2 protein-coding genes and 2 pseudogenes are annotated in these 24,289 nt (G+C 68.1%); all 4 read left to right on the top strand.

What is annotated here, in order from left to right; translation table 11 throughout:
- Positions 1-23: 23 nt before the first annotated feature.
- A pseudogene (locus tag F5544_RS32275) lies at positions 24-8,594 on the top strand (SDR family NAD(P)-dependent oxidoreductase); the annotation flags it as partial.
- A 2-nt stretch (positions 8,595-8,596) separates the two neighbouring features.
- Positions 8,597-11,422, top strand: a complete 2,826-nt coding sequence (locus tag F5544_RS47165) for a type I polyketide synthase (protein WP_428847084.1) — start codon at positions 8,597-8,599, stop codon at positions 11,420-11,422.
- Between the two features lie 316 nt (positions 11,423-11,738).
- A complete protein-coding gene (locus tag F5544_RS32270; RefSeq protein ID WP_167476678.1) occupies positions 11,739-21,740 on the top strand; it encodes a type I polyketide synthase in 10,002 nt (3,333 codons plus the stop codon).
- A gap of 35 nt (positions 21,741-21,775) precedes the next feature.
- A pseudogene (locus F5544_RS46695) lies at positions 21,776-24,288 on the top strand (type I polyketide synthase); the annotation flags it as partial.
- Between the last annotated feature and the right edge of the window lies 1 nt (position 24,289).

Genomic DNA, 24,289 nt, shown 5'->3' with positions numbered 1-24,289 from the left:
TGACCGAGAACACCGACAAAATCGTTGCCGCGCTGCGTGCTTCACTGAAGGAGACCGAGCGCCTGCGCATCGAGAACCGTCGGCTGACCGAGACCGTCGGCGAACCGATCGCGATCATCGGGATGAGCTGCCGGTTCCCCGGCGATGTTCGCTCGCCGGAGGATCTGTGGCAGTTGGTCGCATCCGGAACCGATGCGATCGGCGAGTTCCCGGACGACCGCGGCTGGGATATCGACTCGCTGTACGATCCGGAGCCGGGCAAACCGGGTAAGAGCTACACCAGATTCGGCGGATTCGTCGACGCGGTCGGCGGATTCGACGCGGAGTTCTTCGGCATCTCGCCCCGGGAGGCCTTGGCGATGGATCCGCAGCAGCGGCTGCTGCTGGAGACCTCGTGGGAGGCACTGGAACGGGCGGGCATCGACCCGGAAACCTTGCGCGGCAGCGCAACCGGCGTATTCGTCGGCGTCATCCCGAACGAATACTCGGTCTCGGGAGCGCATGTCCCATCCGATCTCGAGCCGTATCTGTTCAGCGGCAACGTGCCCAGCGTCGCATCGGGCCGCATCGCATACACCCTCGGCCTGGTCGGGCCCGCGGTATCGGTGGATACCGCGTGTTCGTCATCGCTGGTGGCATTGCATCTGGCGGCGCAGTCGCTGCGCAACGGCGAATGCGAGCTGGCCTTGGTCGGCGGTGCGACCGTGCTGGCGAATGCGTCTGGGTTCGTGGACTTTTCGCGACAGCGCGGGTTGGCGGCGGACGGCCGGTGCAAGGCGTTCGCGGAGGCCGCCGACGGTACGGCATGGGCCGAGGGCGCCGGTGTGCTGCTGGTGGAACGGTTGTCGGCGGCGCGGCGCAACGGTCATCGGGTGTTGGCGGTGGTGCGTGGTTCGGCGGTGAATCAGGATGGTGCGTCGAATGGTTTGACCGCGCCGAATGGTCCGTCGCAGCAGCGGGTGATTCGGGCGGCGTTGGCTGCCGCTGGTCTGGCGGCGTCGGAGGTGGATGCGGTCGAAGGGCATGGCACCGGAACGTCTTTGGGTGATCCGATCGAGGCGCAAGCGTTGCTGGCGACTTATGGGCAGGGTCGGGATGTGGATCGGCCATTGTGGCTGGGATCGCTGAAATCCAATATCGGCCACACCCAGGCGGCGGCGGGTGTCGGCGGTGTGATCAAGATGGTTCAGGCGATGCGACATGGAATGTTGCCGCCGACGTTGCACGTGGATTCGCCGTCCTCGCATGTGGATTGGTCGTCGGGTGCGGTGTCGTTGTTGACCGAGGCGCTGGCGTGGCCGGAGACGGATCGTCCACGGCGAGTGGGTATTTCGTCGTTCGGGATCAGTGGCACGAACGCGCACGTGATCTTGGAGCAGGCGCCCGACCCGGAGCCGGTTGCCGAGCCGGTCGCGGATGGCGATCGGGTTCTGCCGTGGTTGTTATCGGGTCGCTCCACAACCGCGGTGGCGGCACAGGCGCAACGGTTGTCGGATTGGCTGGCAGCACATCCCGATGCGTCACCGGCGCGGGTGGCGCGGTCATTGGCGACAACACGCACGGCATTCGGCTGGCGCGCAGCGGTAGTCGGCAACACGGCACAGTTGGTCGAGGGCGTCGCGGCACTGGCCGACGGTAAGGTCACCGCCCGCCCGATCGGCTCTGACGGCAAGCTGGCGTTCCTATTCACCGGCCAGGGTAGTCAGCGTGTGGGGATGGGTCGGGAACTCGCCGAGGCATTCCCGGTTTTCGCCCAGGCATTCGGTGAGGTGTGCGCCGAGTTCGACAAGCATCTGGACCGTCCCTTACGGGAGGTGATCGATTCCGACCCAGAAGCATTGGGCCGTACGGAGTTTGCGCAATGCGCGATCTTCGCGGTCGAGGTGGCGCTGTTCGAGCTGGTGCGTTCGTGGGGTGTGCCGGTGGATGTGGTGATCGGTCACTCCATCGGTGAGCTGGCCGCGGCACATGTGGCGGGTGCGTTGTCGTTGTCGGATGCGGTGACTTTGGTTGCTGCGCGGGGCCGGTTGATGCAGCGGCTTCCTGAGGGTGGGGCGATGGTGGCGATTCAAGCCGCCGAGGCCGAAGTGCTGCCGCTGTTGGAGGCGGGTGTGTCGCTGGCCGCGGTGAATGGGCCTGCGGCGGTGGTCATTTCCGGCGATGAGGAGCCGGTGCATCGGGTCGCCGGTGTGTTCGCCGAACAAGGTCGCCGGATCAAGGCTCTTGCGGTGAGTCATGCGTTCCACTCGGCGCGGATGGAGCCGATGCTGGAGTCGTTCGCCGAGGCGGCCGAGTCGTTGAGGTTCGCTGAGCCACGGATTCCGTTCGTGTCCACCGTGACCGGTGATGCGTCGGCCGATGTGACCGATCCCGGTTATTGGGTGGGGCAGGTGCGGGAGTCGGTGCGGTTCGCCGATGCGGTGCGGGCGGCCGAGAGCCTCGATGTCACAAGGTTTGTCGAGCTCGGCCCGGATGCGGTGTTGAGTGCGCTTGCCGCGGATAGCGTTTCGAATGCGGAGCCGGTGTTGGTGCCGGTGCTGCGGGCAGACCGGGGTGAGGTCCTGTCGGCGGTGTCGGCGGCCGCGGCGTTGTGGGCCGATGGTGTCGAGATCGATATGTCAGTGGTTATCGGGGACAACGGGATACCGACCGTGGATCTGCCGACGTATGCCTTCCAGCATCAGCACTATTGGATGCGGTCCGATCATCGTGAGCCCGATCTGACTGCCGCCGGTCTGGGACGTGCCGAGCATCCGTTGCTCGGTGCGGTGGTGGCCTTGGCGGAAGCCGACGGGTTGGTGTTGACGGGCAGGTTGTCGGTGGGTAAGCATGCCTGGTTGGCCGATCATGCGGTCAGCGGTGTCGTCTTGTTGCCGGGGACCGCCTTTGTCGAATTGGCCCAGCATGCGGGGGATCACGTCGGCGCTGGACGGGTCGAGGAACTGACCTTGGAGCTGCCGCTGCTGTTGGGCACGGGCGCGCGACAGGTGCAGTTGGTGGTGGGTGCGGCCGATGCGGGGCAGCGGCGTTCGCTGGGTGTGTACTCGCGGTCCGATGACGGTCGGGATCGGGAGTGGGTGCGTCATGCCACCGGCCTGCTGGGTCCGGTGGACGGCGGCGAGCCGGAGGGCCTGGTCGAGTGGCCGCCGCGCGGTGCGGAGGCACTCGATGTGACGGATCTGTACCCGGCGCTGGCCGCGCGAGGCTTGGCGTACGGGCCGAGTTTTCGTGGACTGACGGCGGCGTGGCGCGCCGGTGCGGACGTCTATGCCGAGGTCGAGCTCCCGGATACGGCCGATGCCAACGGTTTCGGCGTGCATCCCGCTTTGCTGGACGCGGCGCTGCACGCGCTCACCACGACGGATGATCAGGACACCGGCACCCTCGTCCCGTTCGCCTGGTCCGGCTACACCCTCTACGCCACCGGTGCCACCGCGCTGCGGGTGCGGCTGCGCCGGATCGGCGAACGCGAAACATCGGTGCTGGTGACGGACCGGGCGGGCCGGCCGGTCGCGGCGGTGGAGTCGCTGACCGTGCGCGAACTGCCCGCGGGCGCCCTGGACACCCGCACCGACTGGCTGTACCGGACCGCATGGCGGCCGCTGCGGCAGCAGAAGTCCACCGAATCCGCGTCCGCGCCAGAGCTTTTCGAGGCGCCGACGGGAGCGACGGTCCAGGAGTGCACCGAACGGGTACTCGCCCGGGTGCAGGCCTGGTTGGCAGCCGACCGCCAGGACGCGAAACTCGTCGTGGTCACCCGGGGCGGCGTCGCCGGTCAGCCCGGCGAGACGGTGACCGATCTCGGCCACGCCGCCGTGTGGGGCCTGGTGCGGGTGGCCCAGGCCGAGCATCCGAACCGGTTCGTGCTGGCCGATATCGACGCGGCGACCACGGAAGCGGACCTGCTCGCCGCATCGGGCACCGGCGAGCCGCAAGTGATGCTGCGCGCCGGTCGGCCGTGGATTCCCGCGCTGTCCACCCCGGACAGGTCCGATCTCACCGTCCCGGCGGGTGCGCGAGCGTGGCGGCTGGACGTCCGCACACCCGGCACCATTGATTCGCTGGAACTCGTTGCCGCGCCGGAGGTTTCGGCACCGCTGACGGAGGGACAGCTCCGGGTGGCGGTCCGCGCGGCCGGGCTGAACTTCCGGGATGTGCTGATGGCGCTCGGCATGTACCCGGGCGATATCGATCTCGGCGGCGAAGGTGCGGGCGTCGTGCTGGAGGTCGGTCCGGGCGTCACCGGATTCCGGCCCGGCGACAGGGTTTTCGGTCTGCTGTCGGGCGCTTTCGGACCGGTTGCGATCGCCGACCAGCGGACCGTGGCGCGGATGCCCGAGGGCTGGTCGTTCGCCACGGCGGCCTCCGTGCCCGTGGTATTCCTCACCGCCTACTACGGATTGGTGGACATTGCCCGGCTCGGCTCCGGCGAGCGGGTGCTGATCCATGCGGCCGCCGGTGGTGTCGGTATGGCGGCCGGGCAGATCGCCGCGCATCTGGGGGCCGAGGTGTTCGGCACCGCCAGCCCGGCGAAGTGGCAGGCATTGCGCGAATTCGGCTACGACGAAACACATTTGGCCTCATCCCGCACCCTGGACTTCGCGGACGCCTTCCGCGCGGCGACCGGCGGCGCCGGATTCGACGTGGTGCTCAATTCCCTGGCCGACGAATTCATCGACGCCTCGCTGCGGCTGCTCGCTCCCGGAGCGCGCTTCGCCGAGATGGGCAAGACCGATCTGCGCGATCCGGACGAAATCGCCGCGGAATACCTGCCATTCGACTTGAACGAGGCCGGATCCGACCGCATCGGCGCGATGCTGACCGAACTGGTCGAGCTGTTCCGGCGCGGCGTGCTCACCCCCTTGCCGGTGACCGGCTGGGATGTGCGTAAGGCGAAGGATGCCTTCCGATTCGTAAGTCAGGCAAGGCATATCGGCAAGAATGTGCTGACCGTGCCGACCGAGCCGAATCCGGACGGCACGGTGTTGATCACCGGCGGCACCGGCGGGCTGGGCCGGGAACTGGCCGAGCATCTGGTGACCGAGCGCGGTATGCGTCATCTACTGCTGATCGGTGCCCGCGGTCCGGCGGCCGACGGGGCGGCGGAATTGCGGACGCGCCTGGCCGATTCCGGCGCCGAGGTATCGATCGTGGCGTGTGATGTGGCGGACCGGGCGGCATTGGCCGAGGTGCTGGCCGATATCCCGGCGGCGCACCCGTTGACCGCGGTGGTGCACGCGGCGGGCGTGCTGGACGACGGTGTGGTCGAGGCGTTGACGCCGGAGCGGTTGGCGGTGGTGCTGCGGCCGAAAGTGCTTGGCGCACTGCATCTGCACGAGTTGACCGCGGGCGCGGACCTCGCCGAATTCGTCCTGTTCTCCTCGGCCGCGGGCGTGCTCGGCAATCCGGGCCAGGCCAACTATGCCGCGGCCAACAGCGTGCTGGACGCGCTCGCGATCCAGCGCGGGCACGCCGGTCTGCCCGCGCGGTCGCTGGCCTGGGGCCCGTGGGACGGCGGCGGCATGGCCGCGCGCCTGGACGAGGCGACCCGTGCCCGGATGGCGAGCTCCGGCACCCCGGCGCTGTCCATCGCCGAGGGTCTGGCGCTGTTCGACGCCGCGGCCGGACTGGCCGAATCATCGCTGGCGCCAATGCGATTGGATCTGGCGGCCTGGCAGGCGCACAGTGGTGTCGCCGGCATGCCGCCGGTGCTGCGCGGCCTGCTGAACCGCCCGGCGCGGCGCATTGCCTCGGCCGTCCCGGCCGGTGGTTCGCTGCGTGACCAGTTGGCCGTGCTGTCGGTCGACGAGCGCCGGTCCAGGCTGGTGGAGCTGGTGTGCGCGCAGGCCGCGGCCGTGCTCGGACATGTCGATACCGCCGCGCTGGAGCCGCACCGCCCGTTCAGCGAGGTGGGTTTCGACTCGTTGACGGCGGTGGAACTGCGAAACCGGCTGCAGGCCGCCACCGGCATGCGGCTGTCGCCGACGATGACCTTCGACTATCCGACGATCGCCGCGCTGGCCGAATACTTGGCGGCGGAACTGTTCGGCGCGGCCGAGCCCACCACGCCGAACGGCCGCTCGGTGGCGGTCGACGCGGGTGAGCCGATCGCCATCGTGGCGATGAGCTGCCGCTATCCTGGCGGGGTCGACTCGCCAGAAGACTTGTGGCAGTTGGTATTCGAGGGCCGCGACGGTATATCCGCCTTCCCGGCCGATCGTGGTTGGGATGTGGCGGCGCTGTACGATCCCGATCCGGAACACGCGGGCACCAGCTATGTGCGGCAGGGCGGCTTCCTGCACGATGCCGCGTCGTTCGATCCGGAACTGTTCGGCATTTCACCGCGTGAGGCGCTGGCGATGGATCCGCAGCAGCGGTTGCTGCTGGAGACGGCGTGGGAGGTGTTCGAGCGGGCCGGGTTGGATCCGACTTCGTTGCGGGGCAGTCGAACCGGCGTCTTCGCCGGGGTGATGAGCAGCGACTATCTCAGCGGCTCCGGTGAAATGCCGGAGCACCTGGACGGTTATTCGAGTACCGGGACGTCGGGAAGTGTGGCTTCGGGCCGGATTTCCTATGTGTTCGGTTTGGAGGGTCCGGCGGTCACGGTCGATACGGCGTGTTCGTCGTCGCTGGTGGCGTTGCATTTGGCTGTGCAGGCGTTGCGCAATGGTGAGTGCGATCTGGCTTTGGCCGGTGGGGCCACGGTGATGGCGACTCCCGATACGTTCGTGGACTTTTCGCGGCAGCGCGGGTTGTCGCCCGATGGACGATGCAAAGCGTTCGCGGAGGCGGCGGATGGTACCGCGTGGGCCGAGGGTGTCGGGTTGCTGTTGGTGGAGCGGTTGTCCGATGCGCGCGAGCAGGGTCACCCGGTTGTCGCGGTGGTGCGTGGTTCGGCGGTGAATCAGGATGGTGCGTCGAATGGTTTGACCGCGCCGAATGGTCCGTCGCAGCAGCGGGTGATCCGGGCGGCGTTGGCGTCGGCCGGTTTGGCGGCGTCGGAGGTGGATGCGGTCGAAGGGCATGGCACCGGAACGTCTTTGGGTGATCCGATCGAGGCGCAAGCGTTGCTGGCGACGTATGGGCAAGGTCGGGATGCGGATCGGCCGTTGTGGTTGGGGTCGTTGAAGTCGAATATCGGGCATGCTCAGGCGGCGGCGGGTGTGGGCGGCATTATCAAGATGGTGCAGGCGATGCGGTTTGGGGTGTTGCCGAAGACGTTGCATGTGGATTCGCCGTCCTCGCATGTGGATTGGTCGGCCGGTGCGGTGTCGTTGTTGACCGAGGCACGGCCGTGGCCGGAGACGGATCAACCACGGCGAGCGGGCATTTCGTCGTTCGGGATGAGTGGCACGAATGCGCACGTGATCGTGGAACAGGCCCCCGAAGTGGAGCCGGTGCCGGTGCGGGAGCCCGGCGTGTCGGTGCGGTCGTCAGTGGTGCCGTGGCCGCTGTCGGCTCGTGGCGAGGCGGCATTGCGGGGTCAGTTGGCTGCGTTGTCGCAGTGGAGTGCTGAACATGACGGATTGGATGCAGCCGCGGTGGCGCGGGCGTTGCTGCGTCGTGCCGAGTTGGATTCGCGCGCGGTGGTTTTGGCTTCCAGCGAGATGGACCGGTCGGCCTTTGCTGAGCCGGTGTCGGGTTCGGTGGTGTCGGGTCGTGTGGTGTGGGTGTTCGCGGGTCAGGGGAGTCAGTGGACCGGGATGGGTCGTGAGCTGCTCGAGACATGCTCCGTGTTCGCCGACACGATCGCCGAGTGCGATGAGTTGCTGCGGGAGTGGCGGGGCGTGACCGTCTCGGAGGCGCTGACCGACGACGCGTTGCTGGGTCGGGTCGATGTAGTACAGCCGGTGCTCTTCGCGGTGATGGTCGGTTTGGCACGAACGTGGCAGGCCATCGGTGTGAATCCGGATGTGGTGGTGGGGCATTCGCAGGGTGAGATCGCCGCGGCGCACGTCGCGGGGATGTTGAGTTTGCGGGATGCGTTCTGGTTGGTGGTTGCGCGGAGCCGGGTAATCGCGGAGGAGTTGTCGAACCGTGGTGGCATGGTATCGATCGCGGCGGGGGCGCAGCGTGTGCAGGATCTGACAGCACGGTGGTCGAATTGTGTGGCGGTGGCGGTGGTCAACGGCCCCGGTGCCACGGTGGTCTCGGGAGATCGGGATGCCTTGGCGGAGTTGGTGATTGCTGCTGAGGCCGAAGGTCTGCGGGCTCGCTGGCTCCCGGTCGATTATGCCTCGCATTCTCCGCAGGTGGATACGGTCCGGGACCGGCTACTCACGGATCTCGCCGGAACAACCGGTGATGCGGGTCGAATCCCGATGTGGTCGACGGTCACCGGTGATTGGGTGACCGGTGCGAAGCTGGATGCCGCTTACTGGGTGGACAACCTCCGATCCACGGTCCGGTTCCAGGAAGCCGTTGAGACGTTGGCGCAGCAGGGCTTCACCCGTTTCATGGAGATCACGCCGCACCCGGTGCTCACCACCGCGATCATCGAGACCCTCGAGAATGGACAACTTCAAGGGGTGGCATTGGAGACCCTGCGCCGTGACCAGGACAGCTCCGTGAGCTTCGTGCGATCGGCGGCGCAAGCATGGACACACGGTCTACCGGTGCGCTGGGAAGCCCTTGTCCCGAAGCAGAACCGGCAAGTCCGGAAACCCTGCCGACGTACGCTTTCGACCGCCGCCGTTACTGGGTGCAGCGGGGGAGTATCGGCGGCGATGTTCGTCAGGTCGGACAGCAGATGTTGACCCATCCGGTATTGGGTGCGGTAGTGGAAGTGCCTGGTGCGATGGCGGTTACGGTGTTGACCGGGCAGTTGCACCTGGCCAGGCAGTCGTGGTGGTCGGATCATGCGGTGGCCGGGTCGGTGGTGGTCCCCGGTACCGGTTTGCTCGAATGGGTAATGACCGCGGCCGGGCAGCTGGGTTGGAATGTGTTGTCGGAGTTGACGTTACAGCTCCCCGTGATCGTTCCCGCCGACGCGCCGTTGGACGTCCGGGTCGTCATCGGCCAGGACCCAGCCGAATCCACCACGGCCGAGGCCGAATTGATCGAAGCCGGCTCCGCTGTGGTGGCGATACACACTCGTGCTGCCGGTGATGACAGTGATTGGACCACCCACGCCACCGGCATCTTGACCACTGCGACCGCGACCGGCATCACCGATGGTGTCGACACCACCTGGGAGCAGTGGCTGCCGTCGGAAGCCGAGGCGGTGGATGCCGTTGGCTTGTATGACGGTTTGGCCGTTGCGGGTCTGGAATACGGTCCGGTCTTCCAGGGCGTGCGAGCCGCCTGGCGGCACGACGACCAGGTCTGGGTCGAGGTCGGACTACCCGAGGGCGTCGAGGTGACTGGGTTCGTCGCTCATCCAGCTCTGCTGGATGCGGTATTGCACGGCATAGCCTTCGGTGATTTCACCGCCGACCCGGCCCGGGCGTACCTACCGTTCGCCTGGAATGGTGTGCGGCTGAACGCGACTCGGGCAACCAACCTGCGTTGCCGGATCAGCCGGGCGGGCACCGACGCGGTATCCATCACCGCGACAGACGAATACAACCACCCGGTGTTCACCGTGGATTCGGTGACGCTGCGGGCGGTGCGCCCGGATGAGATCGGTGCGCACGGCAACTACGAATCCCTGTTCCGCGTCGAGTGGCAGCCGGTGGATCTCCCGGCGGCCGCTCCCGGCGCGATGGCCGTGATCGGCGACCCGCACATCTTGCCCGGTGCGACACCGTATCCGGATCGGGCCGCATTCGATGTGGCGACCGAAGCATTCGAGCACGTGGTCCTGCGAGCGCCCACCGATACGGAAGCCGTCGGTTCGGTGCTGCGGACGGTGCAGTGGTGGCTCGGCGAACGCGCACGGCAGGACTCCCGGCTCGTCTTCCTTGTCGACGAGGACGGCGCGACGGCGAGTGCGGTGCGCGGCCTGGTCCGTGCCGCGCAGGCGGAGCACCCGGACCGGTTCGGGCTGGTGGTGCTCGGGCAGGCCGATACCGCGCCGCTGCCGCGGACGCTCGCCGTCGCCGAGGCCGAAGTGCTGCTGCGCGACGGGAAATCGTGGGTGCGGCGACTGGCCAGGGTGCCGAGGGCGGCCGCGACGCCGCTGCCGTTCCCCGCCGACGACACCGGTTGGGTGCTGATTACCGGCGGGCTCGGCGCCATCGGCTCGGTGCTCGCCCGGCATCTCGTGGTGCGGCACGGCGTCCGTCGGCTGGTGCTGACCGGCCGATCGGGTCCGGCCACCGGCGGCGCCGCGGAACTCGCGGCCGAACTGACCGCATCGGGTGCCGAGGTGGACGTGGTGGCCTGCGATATCGGCGACCCGGCGGCGGTCGACGAGTTGGCCGGGCGGTACCGGTTCAGCGGAGTCGTCCATGCCGCGGGTGCGCTGGCCGACGGACTGGTCACCGAGCTGAACCCGCAACGGCTCGCGGTCGCCTTCCGGCCGAAGGCCGACGGCATGGCCAACCTGCACGCCGCGCTGCCCGTCACCGTGCCGATGATCGTATTCTCCTCGCTCGCAGCGGTTTTCGGTGCGCCAGGCCAGGCGAATTACGCGGCGGCGAACGGATTCCTCGACGGATACGCGCAGCAGTGCCGGTCGGCGGGCAGGCCCGTGATCTCGATCGCGTGGGGTTTCTGGCGCGACCGTGGCGGCATGACCGGTCACCTGGACGATCGGGACGTTCGCCGGTTGCGCAGGTCGGGGGTCGAGCCGCTGTCGGCGGAGGAGGGTCTGGCCCTTTTCGACGCCGCGGTCGAGGCCGGGCTGGCGACCGTCGTCGCCGCCCGGTTCGATCTGGCGGGACTGCGGGCGCAGGACGCGGCGGAGATCTCGCCGCTCTACCGAGGGATCATCCGGGTCGGCGCACGTTCCGGGACCGAGTCGAAGACCACCGATATGCGGAGCAGGCTGGCCGGGCTCACCGGGCCCGATCGGACGCAGGCGCTGGAGCAGTTCGTCCGCCGACAGGTGGCCACGGTGCTCGGACACGACCGGCCGGATTCGATATCTCCGGATCGCGGATTCCTGGAACTCGGTTTCGACTCCCTCACCGCGGTCGACCTGCGCAATCGGTTGAGCCGGGCGCTGGGTTTGCGGCTGCCCGCCACCCTGATGTTCGACTACCCGGACGCGGCGACCCTGGTCGCGTACCTCGACGAGCGACTAGGCGGCGGCGCAGCGTCGGCCACATCGGCCGAGGCGGAACTCGACCGGCTGGCCGCGCTGCTGGTGGCCACCGATTCGGATCAGGCGCAGCGGGCCCGGCTCGCGGCGAAATTGCGCGAGATATTGACGGCGGTGGACGGCGACGCCGAATCCGCGGACGTCGCGGAGCGACTGCAATCCGCGAGCGACAATGAAATGTTCGATTTCATCGATAATGAGCTCGGCGTTTCATGAGCCCGGTCCGAATCGGTCTCGAATATCGCATCCGGATTATCGTCAAATAATTCCGGAAGATCAGTCGGCCGGTGCCTGTGATCGATCAATTTCGATAATAGGCGCCGGCCGATCGCGTAATTCGGCCGAATATAGCCGCCGAGTATCGCAGGTCGAGCTTAGGGGCGGCTAGGGGTTGTTCCGATACATACGACGCAAATAACGTCGATCCAGGTGAGCCGGCTCATGCGTCGATCAATCATCGGCATATCAGGCGGCCGGTTCAACAGATAGCGAAATATTCCGTCGTAGCCCGAATTTCGAAGAGGTTGCCTTCATGCAGACCGAGGACAAGCTCCGTGACTACCTCAAGCGTGTATCGGCCGACCTGCACAAGACCAGGCAGCGCCTCCGCGATATAGAGGCCAGGAGCACCGAACCGATCGCCATCGTTGCGATGGGCTGCCGGTATCCGGGTGGGGTGGCCTCTCCGGAAGATCTGTGGCGGTTGGTTTCCGAGGGGCGCGACGCCATCTCCGGATTCCCCGGCGACCGGGGCTGGGATATCGACGGACTGTACGATCCGGATCCGGAGCGGTACGGCACGTCGTATGTGCGCGAGGGCGGCTTCCTACACGACGCGGCGGAGTTCGACGCCGATCTGTTCGGTATCGCGCCGAAGGAGGCGCTGACCGTCGATCCGCAGCAGCGACTGCTGCTGGAGACGGCGTGGGAGGTATTCGAGCGGGCCGGATTGGATCCGACCTCGCTGCGGGGCAGCCGGACCGGCGTATTCGCGGGGCTGATGTACAACGATTACGGTTCCCGGCTCGACTCGCGCGCCGATTCGCTGCGTGAATTCGAGGGTTATCTGGGCAGCGGCAGTGCGGGGAGTGTGGCTTCGGGCCGGATTTCCTATGTGTTCGGTTTGGAGGGTCCGGCGGTCACGGTCGATACGGCGTGTTCGTCATCGCTGGTGGCGTTGCATTTGGCCGTGCAGGCGTTGCGCAATGGTGAGTGCGATCTGGCTTTGGCCGGTGGGGCCACCGTGATGTCCACTCCCGATACGTTCGTCGAATTCTCCCGGCAGCGCGGGTTGTCGCCCGATGGCCGGTGCAAGTCCTATTCCGACGATGCCGACGGTACCGCGTGGGCCGAGGGTGTCGGGTTGCTGTTGGTGGAGCGGTTGTCGGATGCGCGCGAGCACGGCCACCCGGTCGTCGCGGTGGTGCGCGGGTCGGCGGTGAATCAGGACGGTGCGAGCAGCGGTTTGACCGCGCCGAATGGTCCGTCGCAGCAGCGGGTGATCCGGGCGGCGTTGGCGTCGGCTGGTCTTGGTCCGTCCGATGTGGATGCGGTCGAAGGGCACGGCACCGGAACGTCTTTGGGTGATCCGATCGAGGCTCAGGCGCTGTTGGCGACGTATGGGCAGGGTCGGGATGCGGATCGGCCGTTGTGGTTGGGGTCGTTGAAGTCCAATATCGGGCATGCTCAGGCGGCGGCCGGTGTGGGCGGCATTATCAAAATGGTCGAGGCGATGCGGCACGGGGTGCTGCCGAAGACGCTGAACGTGACTACGCCGTCCTCGCATGTGGATTGGTCGGCCGGTGCGGTGTCACTGCTGACCGAGGCGCGGCCGTGGCCGGAGGCGGATCATCCACGGCGGGCGGGTATTTCGTCGTTCGGGGTCAGCGGCACGAATGCGCACGTGATCGTGGAAGAGGCTCCCGAACCGGAGACGGAATCGTCGGATGCGGTCGAGCCGGTCGTGCAGGTGTCGGTGGTGCCGTGGCCGGTGTCGGCTCGTGGTGCGGCGGCGTTGCGGGGTCAGTTGGCGGTGCTGTCTGGATGGAGTGCCGAACAAGACGGATTGGATACGGCCGCGGTGGCGCGGGCTCTGTTGCGTCGTGCCGAGTTGGATTCGCGTGCGGTGGCTTTGGTTCCCGTCGATGGTGATTCGGTTGCCGATGAGGTGGATTCGGTGTTGGCCGAGCCGGTGTCGGGTTCGGTGGTGTCGGGTCGTGTGGTGTGGGTGTTCGCGGGTCAGGGTAGCCAGTGGACCGGGATGGGTCGTGAGCTGCTCGAGACCTGTCCGGTATTCGCCGACACGATCGCCGAGTGCGATGAGTTGCTGCGGGAGTGGCGCGGCGTAACCGTCTCGGAGGCTTTGGCTGACGAGGCGATGCTGGGTCGGGTCGACGTGGTGCAGCCGGTGCTGTTCGCGGTGATGGTCGGTTTGGCGCGAACCTGGCAAGCCATAGGTGTGAATCCTGATGCAGTGGTGGGGCATTCGCAGGGCGAGATCGCCGCAGCACATGTGGCAGGGATACTCACGCTGCGGGATGCGTTCTGGTTGGTCGTAGCGCGGAGCCGGGTGATCGCCGAGGAGTTGTCGAACCGTGGCGGCATGGTGTCGATCGCGGCCGGGGCACAGCGTGTGCAGGAACTCATGACAGCGTGGTCGGATCGGGTGGCGGTGGCAGTGGTCAACGGCCCCGGTGCGACGGTGGTCTCGGGAGATCGAGATGCCTTGGCCGAGTTGGTGATTGCGGCTGAGGCTGATGGTCTGCGGACTCGCTGGCTCCCGGTGGATTATGCCTCGCATTCTCCGCAGGTGGGTACGATCCGGGACCGGCTACTCACCGATCTCGCCGGAACAACCGGTGATGCGGGTCGAATCCCCATGCTGTCAACGGTCACTGGTGATTGGGTAACCGGCCAGGACCTCGATGCCGCCTACTGGGTGGACAACCTCCGATCCACAGTCCGATTCCACGACGCTGTCCACTCGCTGGTGAGCGAGGGTTTCACCCGTTTCATGGAGATCACCCCGCACCCGGTGCTCACCACCGCGATCATCGACACCTTCGAGGCCGAGCAAATCGCCGGTGTGGCAATCGAAACCCTCCGTCGAGATCAGCACAGCGCCAAGGGTTTTCTCCGAGCGGCAGCGCAGGCCTGGACCCACGGCTTCCCCGTGCACTGGAATACCCTTGTCCCCCAAGCAGAACCGGTAAGTCCGAAAACCCTGCCGACCTACGCCTTCGACCGCCGCCGCTACTGGGTCGACGCGGCACCGGTCGCGTCGTCCGGTACATCCGATCAACAGGAAACCGAATTCTGGACCGCCGTCGAGCATGCGGACTGGAATGCACTGTCGGCCACCGTTCCCGCCGCCGACGAGCAGCGCGATTCCTGGCACGCCGTGCTGCCCTCCCTCGCCCGATGGCGTCGGGAGCGTAGGGAGCGATCCACGCTGGACGCCTGGCGGCACCGCGTCGACTGGCAACCGGTGCAGCTCCCGGACGGTGAGCTGACGGGTATCTGGCTGGTGGTCCATCCCGCCGGGTGTGCGCTCGACGTGGTGGACGCCATCGCCGCGCACGGCGCCGGCGTGGTGCTGATCGAAATCGACGCGCTCGCAGATGATCTCACCGAGCGGCTGGCCACGGTCGCGAGCACCCGATTCACCGGTGTGCTTTCCCTGCTCGCCATGGACGAGCGGTCGCATCCGGAGCACGGTGCGGTCGGCGCCGGAATCGTCGGCACGGTGGATCTGGTGCGTGCGCTCGGTGCGCACGGGCAGCAGTGTCCGCTGTGGATCGCGACTCGGAACGCGGTGACGATCGGCCGATCGGATGCCGCACCGGACCCGCGGCAGGCTCAACTCTGGGGTCTCGGCCGGGTGGTCGGTCTGGAGCATCCGCAGCGCTGGGGCGGACTGGTCGATCTGCCGGAGCGGCTGAACGAGCGGTCCGCGGGATGGCTGGCCGCGGCGCTGGCCGGAATCGACGCGGAGGATCAGCTGGCGATCCGCTCGAGCGGCGGCTATCGACGCCGCCTGGTGCCTGCTCCGGAACCTGCGAGTGCCGAGCCGTGGCGGCCGCGGGGCACCGTCCTGATCACCGGCGGCACCGGTGCGGTCGCCGGGCATATCGCACGGTGGCTGGCCGCGGCCGGCGCCGAGCACCTGCTGTTGACCAGCCGACGCGGCGCCGATGCGCCGGGCGCCCGAGAACTGGCCGCCGAGCTGGCCGAATCGGGTACGGACGTCACGTTCGCCGCATGCGATGTGGCCGACCGGGACGCGGTGGCCCGCGTCCTCGCCGCGGTGCCCGCGGACCGCCCGCTCAGCGCCGTGCTGCACACCGCCGGTATCGGAACCCCGGGCGAATTGGCGACATTGGGTGTGGCCGAACTATCCGAGGTGTTCTCGGCCAAAGTCCGCGGCGCGGACAATCTCGACGCGCTATTGGCCGAGACCGACCTGGACGCCTTCGTGCTCTTCTCTTCCGGCGCCGGCGTATGGGGTGGTGTGCGGCAGGGCGCCTATGCCGCGGCGAACGCGCACCTGGACGCGTTGGCCGAACGCAGGCGGGCGCGCGGGTTGCGGGCCACCTCGATCGCGTGGGGTCTCTGGGCGAGCGACAGCGGCCTCGCGGCGGCGGACGGCATCGACGAACTCCGCCGGATCGGCCTGCGCCCTATGGATGCGCAACTGGCCGCGGGCGCACTGGCCCGCGCGGTGCGTTTGGACGAAACCGCGCTCGTCGTGGCCGATGTCGACTGGCCGCGCTTCGCCGCCGGGTTCAACGCCGGCCGCCGTCGTCCGCTGCTCGACAGGCTGCCGGGTGTGCGAGAAGCGTTGAACGAGGCGGGAAGTCGTGATGCCGACGGATCCGCGTTGCGCGCGCTGCTCGAGCGGACGGCGGTATCGGGCCGTCGTCGCGTGGTACTCGAGCTGATCCGCAGGCATACGGCCGCGGTACTCGGCCACGAGGGCGCGGCGACGATCGCGCCGGACCGTGCGTTCCGGGATGTCGGCTTCGATTCGCTGATGGCGGTGGATATGCGCAACCGGCTCGGCGCCGAGACCGGGCTCGCGCTGCCCGCCACCGTCGTCTTCGACTACCCGACCCCGCAGGCGCTGGCCGACCATCTGCTGGCCGAGACGCGGCTCATCGAGCCGGACGGGCGGCAGACGCCGGTCGAGGTGGCGGTCGGCGCCGACGAACCGATCGCGATCGTCGCGATGAGCTGCCGCTTCCCGGGCGGGGTCGGCGGGCCGGAACAGTTGTGGGATCTCATCGCGTCCGGGACCGACGCGATCGGCGAATTTCCCGACGACCGTGGCTGGGACGTCGAGTCGTTGTACGACCCGCGGCCGGGCAAGCCGGGCAAGACGTACACCCGCGCCGGCGGCTTCCTGCGCGGCGCGGCGGAGTTCGACGCCGAACTCTTCGGTATCTCACCCCGGGAGGCACTGGCCATGGACCCGCAGCAGCGGCAGCTGCTCGAGGTCGCGTGGGAGCTGTTCGAGCGCGCCGGGATCAATCCGGAATCGTTGCGGGGCAGCAGAACCGGCGTTTTCATCGGTGCGTCGGCGCAGAACTACGGCGGCGATCCGCAGCAGGCCCCCGAGGGCGCGGAGGGCTACTTCCTCACCGGCAACGCCACCGCGGTGATCTCCGGGCGCATCTCCTACACCTTCGGTCTGGAAGGGCCCGCGATAACCGTGGACACTGCGTGCTCGTCCGCGCTGGTGGCGCTGCATCAGGCCGCGCAGACGCTCCGCGGCGGCGAATGCGATCTCGCCGTGGCCGGCGGCGTCGCGGTGCTCGCCACACCGGAAACCTTCCTGGAGTTCAGCCGCCAGCGCGGGCTGGCCGCGGACGGGCGGTGCAAGCCGTTCGCCGACGCGGCCGACGGCACCGGCTGGGGCGAAGGCGTCGGCCTTGTGCTGGTCGAGCGGCTCTCGGACGCGCGCCGCAACGGTCACGAAATCCTTGCGGTGCTGCGTGGTTCGGCGATCAACCAGGATGGCGCCTCCAACGGGTTGACCGCGCCGAACGGACCCTCGCAGCAGCGGGTCATCCGGGCCGCGCTGGCCAATGCCGGACTCGGCCCGGCCGAGGTGGATGCCGTCGAGGCACACGGCACCGGCACCGTGCTCGGCGATCCGATCGAGGCACAGGCCTTGCTCGCGACATACGGTCGGGACCGGCCCGCGGATCGCCCGCTGTGGCTCGGCGCGATCAAGTCGAATATCGGGCACACGCAGTCCGCGGCGGGTATCGCCGGGGTGATCAAGATGGTGCTGGCGCTGCGGCACGCGGAGCTCCCGCAGACCCTGCATCTGGATCGCCCTACCTCGCAAGTGGATTGGTCGGCCGGGCAGGTCCGCCTGCTGACCGAGCGAATGTCGTGGCCCGCGCTGGATCGTCCGCGCCGGGCCGGGGTTTCGGCATTCGGGATCAGCGGCACGAATGCGCATGTGATCTTGGAGCAGGCGCCCGATCCGGAACCGCGAGACTTGCCGACCATTCCCATCGATCGCTCGCCGGTCTGGGTGCTGTCCGCGCACAATTCCGCCGCACTGGCCGAGTCGGCCGGGCGGCTGGCGAAGCAGGTGACCGACGACGACGCGGACCCGTGGCAGGTGGCCCGGTCCCTGGTGTCCGGTCGCGCGTCGCTGCCGCAGCGCGCCGTCGTATTCGGTGACACCCGAGACGAATTGCTCGCCGGACTCCGCACGTTGGCGGGCAACGGCGCCTCCGACGATCTGGTCCGCGGTACCGCGCGACAGGGCGGTACCGCCGTGGTGTTCGGCGGCCAGGGCGGCCAGCGTCTCGGCATGGGCCGCGAAATGTACGGAGCCTTCCCGGTTTTCGCCCGCGCCTTCGACGAGGTATGTGCCGAACTGGACCGGTGGACCGAGCGGCCGGTGGTCGAGGTGATGTGGGGCGAGGACGCGGAACTGTTGAACCGCACCGGTTTTGCCCAGCCCGCGTTGTTCGCGGTGGAGGTGGCCCTGTTCCGGTTGTGGGAGTCCTGGGGCGTGGTGCCCGATGTCATGATCGGGCATTCGGTGGGGGAGATCGCCGCGGCCCACGTGGCGGGGGTGCTGTCGCTGTCCGACGCCGCGGTGCTGGTGACCGCGCGGGCGCGGTTGATGCAGCGACTGCCCGAGGGCGGGGCGATGGCGGCGCTACAGGCCACCGAGGACGAGGTGGTCGCGCTGCTCGCGACGGACGGCGACGATCCGGTGGTCGTCTCGGTGGTGAACGCGCCCGACCAGCTGGTGGTTTCCGGTTCGGTCGATGCGGTGCTGCGGGTGGCCGCCGAACTCGCCGAGCGCGGTCGGCGAACCCGGCTGCTCCAGGTCAGCCACGCCTTCCACTCTCCGAGAATGGATCCGGTCGCGACCGAATTCGCTTCGGCCATCGCGGGATTGACCTACGCCACGCCCGAGATACCGGTGCTGCCCACCGTGGCCGGCGCCACCGCGGCGGATTGGGCGACGCCCGACTACTGGGTGAACCAGGTGCGCGAGCCGGTGCGGTTCGCCGATGCGGTGGCGGCCGCGGCCGAGTCGGGTGTCACCCGCTTCCTGGAGCTCTCGGGTGATGGCGCACTTGTCGGCGCGATGGCGGGCACCCTCGCGGAGCGGGCGGATACGACAACCGTCGTCTGCGCCTTGCGCGCCGGTCATGGTGAATCCCGTACGGCACTCGCCGCCGCCGCGCGGCTGTATTCCTTTGGGGGACCGATTGATTGGACGCGGATCCTGCCTTCCGCGCCGGAATTGCCGCTGCCGACCTATCCCTTCCAACACCGGCGGTACTGGTTGGCCGGTGTGTCGGCCTCGGATGGCGCGGGGCCCGGACAGGAGCCGGTGGACCATCCGCTGCTGCGCACCGCGTTGCGCTCGCCCGCATCCGGCGAGACGGTGTTCACCGGGCGGATCTCGCTGACCAGCCACCCGTGGCTGGCGCAGCACGCCGTGCACGGCACGGTGCTGCTGCCGGGCACCGCATTCGTCGACGCCGTCCTGTACGCGGGAGCCCGGGTCGGCTGCCCCGCGGTGGCGGAGCTGACTATCGAAGCGCCGCTGGTGATTTCCGAATCCCCGGTCACGATGCTGGTCACGGTCGGTGCGCCGGACGAGTCGGGACAGTGCCCCTGCACCGTCCACACCGGAACCGGGGACGACGGCCAGTCGTGGCGACGGCACGCCACCGGCCTGCTCACCGCGTTACCCGCCGAAGCAGCGCGACCGGCGGAAGGATGGCTGCCCGCCGCCGCGGAACCCTTGTCGCTCAACGGATTCTACGATCGGCTGCACGATCTCGGCTTCGACTACGGTCCGCTGTTCACGGGATTGGTGGCCGCATGGCGGTCCGGTCCGGACGTGCTGGCCGAGGTCGAGCTGGCCGAAAACACCGACGAGCGAAGGTCTTTCGGCTTGCACCCGGCGCTGCTGGATGCCGCGTTGCACGCGGCGTCCCTGCTCGACGAGACCGACGAGGTGACCAGGCTGCCGTTCAGCTGGCGGGGCGTCTCGCTGTTCGCGACCGGCGCGACCGCGCTGCGGGTGTGGATTTCGGCGGCGGGCGAGGACACCATCCGGCTCTCGCTCACCGACCGGCAGGGCGTTCCGGTGGCCGAAGTGGACGGTATCCAGTTCAAGCAGGTGCGGGCCGATCACTTCGGTGCGGTCACCGCGAATTCGCTGTTCCAAGTGGAGTGGCGGGAAATTCCCGTCGGCGCGGCCGCGTCGCGTCGGTCGGCCGTGCTCGGCGCCGCGGATCTCGCTGTCGACTGCGATCGGTACGCCGATCTCGCGCAACTGCGGGCCGCGCTGGACGGTGGCGCGCCCGCACCGGAGGTGGTGCTCGCGCCCGCGCCCGCGACCGGCGCGGATCCGGCGGATGTACACGCGGCGGCGCACCGGCTGCTCGGGTTGCTACAGGACTGGCTCGCCGAATCCCGGCTCGCCGAAACCGAATTGGTTGTGCTGACCCGCTCGGCGGTCGCCGTCCGGGACGCCGCCGAACTCACCGATCTCGGCCAGGCCGCGCTGCGCGGCATGGTGCGCTCCGCGCAGGCGGAACATCCGGGCCGGTTCCGGCTGGTGGATCTCGACACCGAGTCGCCGCTCCCGGCCGCGCTGGCCACCACCGAACCGGAAGTTGCGCTGCGACAGGGGAATTCGTTCGTGCCACGGCTCGTCGCCGCACCGGCCGCCGAGCAACCGGTCGAATTCGACCCGTCCGGCGCCGCGCTCATCACCGGCGGCACCGGGGCGCTGGGCGCACACCTGGCCCGGCACCTGGTCACCGAACACGGCGTGCGCCACCTGGTGCTCACCAGCCGCCGCGGTCCCGACGCACCGGGGGCGGACGACCTGGCCGCGGAGCTCACCGAGTTGGGCGCGGCCGTCACCGTTGCGGCCTGCGATGCCGCCGATCCAGTGGCGCTGGCCGAACTGCTGTCCGGCATTCCGGAGCCGCTCACCACCGTGATACACGCCGCGGGCGTCCTGGACGACGGCGTGCTGGAATCTCTCACGCCGGACCGGCTGGACGCGGTGCTGCGACCGAAGGTGGATGCCGCGGCCAATCTGCACCGGCTCACCGAGCGTCTTCCGATGTGTCGCCTCGTGCTGTTCTCTTCGGCGGCAGCGCTTTTCGGCACGCCCGGGCAGGCCAACTACGCGGCGGCCAACGCCTACCTGGACGCGCTGGCCGAATATCGCACGGCGCTCGGCCTGCCGACGACCGCGCTGGCCTGGGGCATGTGGTCCGGCGCCGGTATGGCGGGCGAACTCGGCGGACGCGACCGGGGCCGGCTCGGTACCGGGCTGTCCGCACCGGAGGGTATGGCCCTGTTCGATGCCGCGCTCGGCACCGGTCGGCCGCTGCTCGCGCCGCTGCGCCTCGACCGAACGGCGTTGCGCGCCATAGGTTCTGCGGAACTGCCCGCCATGCTGCGCGACCTCGTACCCGTCGCGGTGGGTCGGTCGACGGCGGATGACGGCACCATGCTGCCCGCCCTGCTGGCCGGGCTGGACGGAACCGAACGCGACAAGGCGCTGCTGAACTTCGTGCGGGAGCAGGTGGCCGTCGTGCTCGGCTACCCGTCGGCGGAGTCGATCGTCGCCGACCGCGGCTTCCTCGAACTCGGGCTGGACTCGCTGACCGCGGTGGAACTGCGCAACCGGCTCGGCCGCCGCAGCGGATTGCGATTGTCCTCGACGGTGGTATTCGACTACCCGAATACGGCCGCGCTGGCCGAATTCATCGGCGCCGAGCTGCCGCGGGACGGGGTGGCCGATGCCGGCTCGGTGCACGCGGAACTGGACCGGTTGGAATCCCTGCTGCGCACCGCGGAACCGGATCCCGGTGACCGGGAAAGCGTGACCGGACGGCTGCGCGCCCTGCTCGCGACCTGGACGGCCGCGGGTGAGCAGGAGCCCGCCGCCCGACCGGACGACTTGGCCGACGCCAGCGCGGACGAATTGTTCGCCCTGCTGGACGACGAGCTCGGCACGGCATGACCCATATTTTCATCGGGCGAGGAGAGTGACTTTCAGTGGCGGACGAGGCGAAGACGCTCGATTACCTCAAGCGGGCGACCGCGGATTTGCGGGAAACCCGGCGTCGGCTGCGCGAAATGGAGGAGCGCGCGGGCGAGCCTATTGCGATTGTGGGTATGGGTTGTCGTTTTCCGGGTGAGGTGTCGTCGCCGGAGGGTTTGTGGGAGTTGGTGGTCGAAGGTCGGGAAGGTATTTCGGATTTTCCGGTTGATCGTGGCTGGGACGTCGAGTCGATATACGACCCGGTGCCGGGAAAGCCGGGGCACAGTTACACGCGACGTGGCGGATTCCTGCATGAGGCGGCCGGTTTCGATGCGGAGTTCTTCCGGGTTTCGCCGCGGGAGGCGTTGGCGATGGATCCGCAGCAGCGGCTCTTGCTGGAGACATCGTGGGAGGTGTTCGAGCGGGCGGGGATTGCTCCGGAGTCGTTGCGGGGCAGTCGAACCGGTGTCTTCGCCGGGGTGATGTACCACGACTATGCTTCGCGGTTGACCGCGGTTCCCGAAGACGTCGAAGGTTATCTGGGCGTCGGCAATTCGGGCAGTGTGATTTCCGGCCGGTTGGCATATACGTTCGGTTTGGCAGGGCCTGCCGTCACGGTGGATACGGCGTGTTCGTCCTCGTTGGTGGCGTTGCATTTGGCCGCGCAATCGCTGCGTGACGGCGAATGCGATTTGGCGTTGGCCGGCGGGGTGACGGTGATGAGTACCCCGGATACGTTCGTCGATTTTTCGCGGCAGCGTGGGTTGGCGGCGGATGGTCGGTGCAAGTCGTTTTCCGATGACGCGGATGGCACGACGTGGTCGGAGGGCGCCGGATTGCTGTTGGTGGAGCGATTGTCGGATGCGCGGCGGCTCGGCCATCCGATTGTCGCCGTGGTGCGGGGTTCGGCCGTCAATCAAGACGGCGCCAGCAGTGGCCTCAGCGCGCCCAATGGTCCTGCACAGCAGCGAGTGATCCGGCAGGCGCTGGCCAACGCGCGGCTCTCGTCCGGCGAAATCGACGCCGTGGAGGGGCACGGGACCGGGACGACGTTGGGTGATCCGATCGAGGCGCAGGCCTTGCTTGCGACTTATGGACGGGAACGAAGCGCCGATCGTCCGTTGTGGTTGGGGTCGTTGAAGTCCAATATCGGGCATGCTCAGGCTGCGGCGGGTGTGGGCGGCATTATCAAGATGGTTCAGGCGATGCGGCACGGGGTGTTGCCGAAGACGCTGAACGTGACTACGCCGTCGTCGCATGTGGACTGGTCGTCGGGTGCGGTGTCGTTGTTGACCGAGGCGCGGGCGTGGCCGGAGACGAATCGTCCACGGCGAGCGGCTGTTTCGTCATTCGGCGTCAGTGGGACGAACGCGCACGTGATCTTGGAGCAGGCTCCCGAACCGGAACCTGTCGAGCCGTTGCCGCTGGAGCGTCCGGTGCCGGTGGTGCTGTCCGCGGGTTCGGACGCCGCGCTCACCGCGCTGGCTGTTCGGCTCCGGGATCGCCTCATCGCCGACCCCGAGATGTCGGTGGCGGATACGGCGCATTCATTGCTGACCAGCCGGACATCGCTGTCCCACCGCAGTGCCGTGGTCGCATTGGAGCGCGACGAATTGCTGTCCGGGTTGGATACTTTGGTCTCGGGCGGTCGTGACGCGCGCGTGGTACGCGGGATCAGCCGTTCTGTTGGCAAGACAGCCTTCTTGTTCACCGGTCAGGGTAGTCAGCGTGTGGGTATGGGTCGGGAGCTGTCCGAGGCGTTTCCGGTTTTCGCCCAGGCCTTCGATGAGGTGTGTGCCGAGTTCGACAAGCACTTGGACCGTCCATTGCGCGAAGTGATCGATTCGGACCTGGAAGCGTTGGGTCGTACGGAGTTTGCGCAGTGTGGGATTTTTGCGGTCGAGGTGGGGTTGTTCGAGTTGTTGGGGTCGTGGGGGATTGCGGCGGATGTGGTGGTTGGGCATTCGATCGGGGAGTTTGCTGCGGCGTATGCGGCTGGTGTGTTGTCGTTGTCGGATGCGGTGGCTTTGGTGGCTGCGCGGGTAGGTTGATGCAGCGGCTTCCTGAGGGTGGGGCGATGGTGGCGATCCAGGCTGCCGAGGCGGAGGTGCTGCCGCTGCTGGAGGCAGGCGTGTCGCTTGCAGCGGTGAATTCTCCTGCGGGGGTGGTGATTTCCGGTGATGAGGAGCCGGTTGGCCGGATCGCGGCGGTGTTCGCCGAGCAAGGTCGCCGGACCAAGGCCCTCGCCGTTAGTCATGCGTTTCATTCGGCGCGGATGGAGCCGATGCTGGAGTCGTTCGCTGAGGTGGCCGGGTCGATGGAGTTCGCTGAGCCACGGATTTCATTCGTGTCCACGGTGACTGGTGACGATTCGGTCGATGTGGCCGGGCCGGGTTATTGGGTGGGGCAGGTTCGGGAGCCGGTGCGGTTCGCCGATGCGGTACGCCGAGCCGAAAGTCTCGGTGTGACAAGGTTTGTCGAGCTCGGTCCGGATGCGGTATTGAGTGCTCTTGCGGCAGATTGTGTTT

The organism is Nocardia arthritidis, from assembly GCF_011801145.1.
GTDB lineage: Bacteria > Actinomycetota > Actinomycetes > Mycobacteriales > Mycobacteriaceae > Nocardia > Nocardia arthritidis_A.
Note: the sequence above shows the minus strand (reverse complement) of the source record. Positions and strands in the feature narration are given on the sequence as shown.

What these genes read in the sequence shown, in the direction of transcription:
- F5544_RS47165 (WP_428847084.1), top strand. Translation starts at nt 8,597, where the DNA reads ATGGACACACGGTCTACCGGTGCGCTGGGAAGCCCTTGTCCCGAAGCA.
- F5544_RS32270 (WP_167476678.1), top strand. Translation starts at nt 11,739, where the DNA reads ATGCAGACCGAGGACAAGCTCCGTGACTACCTCAAGCGTGTATCGGCC.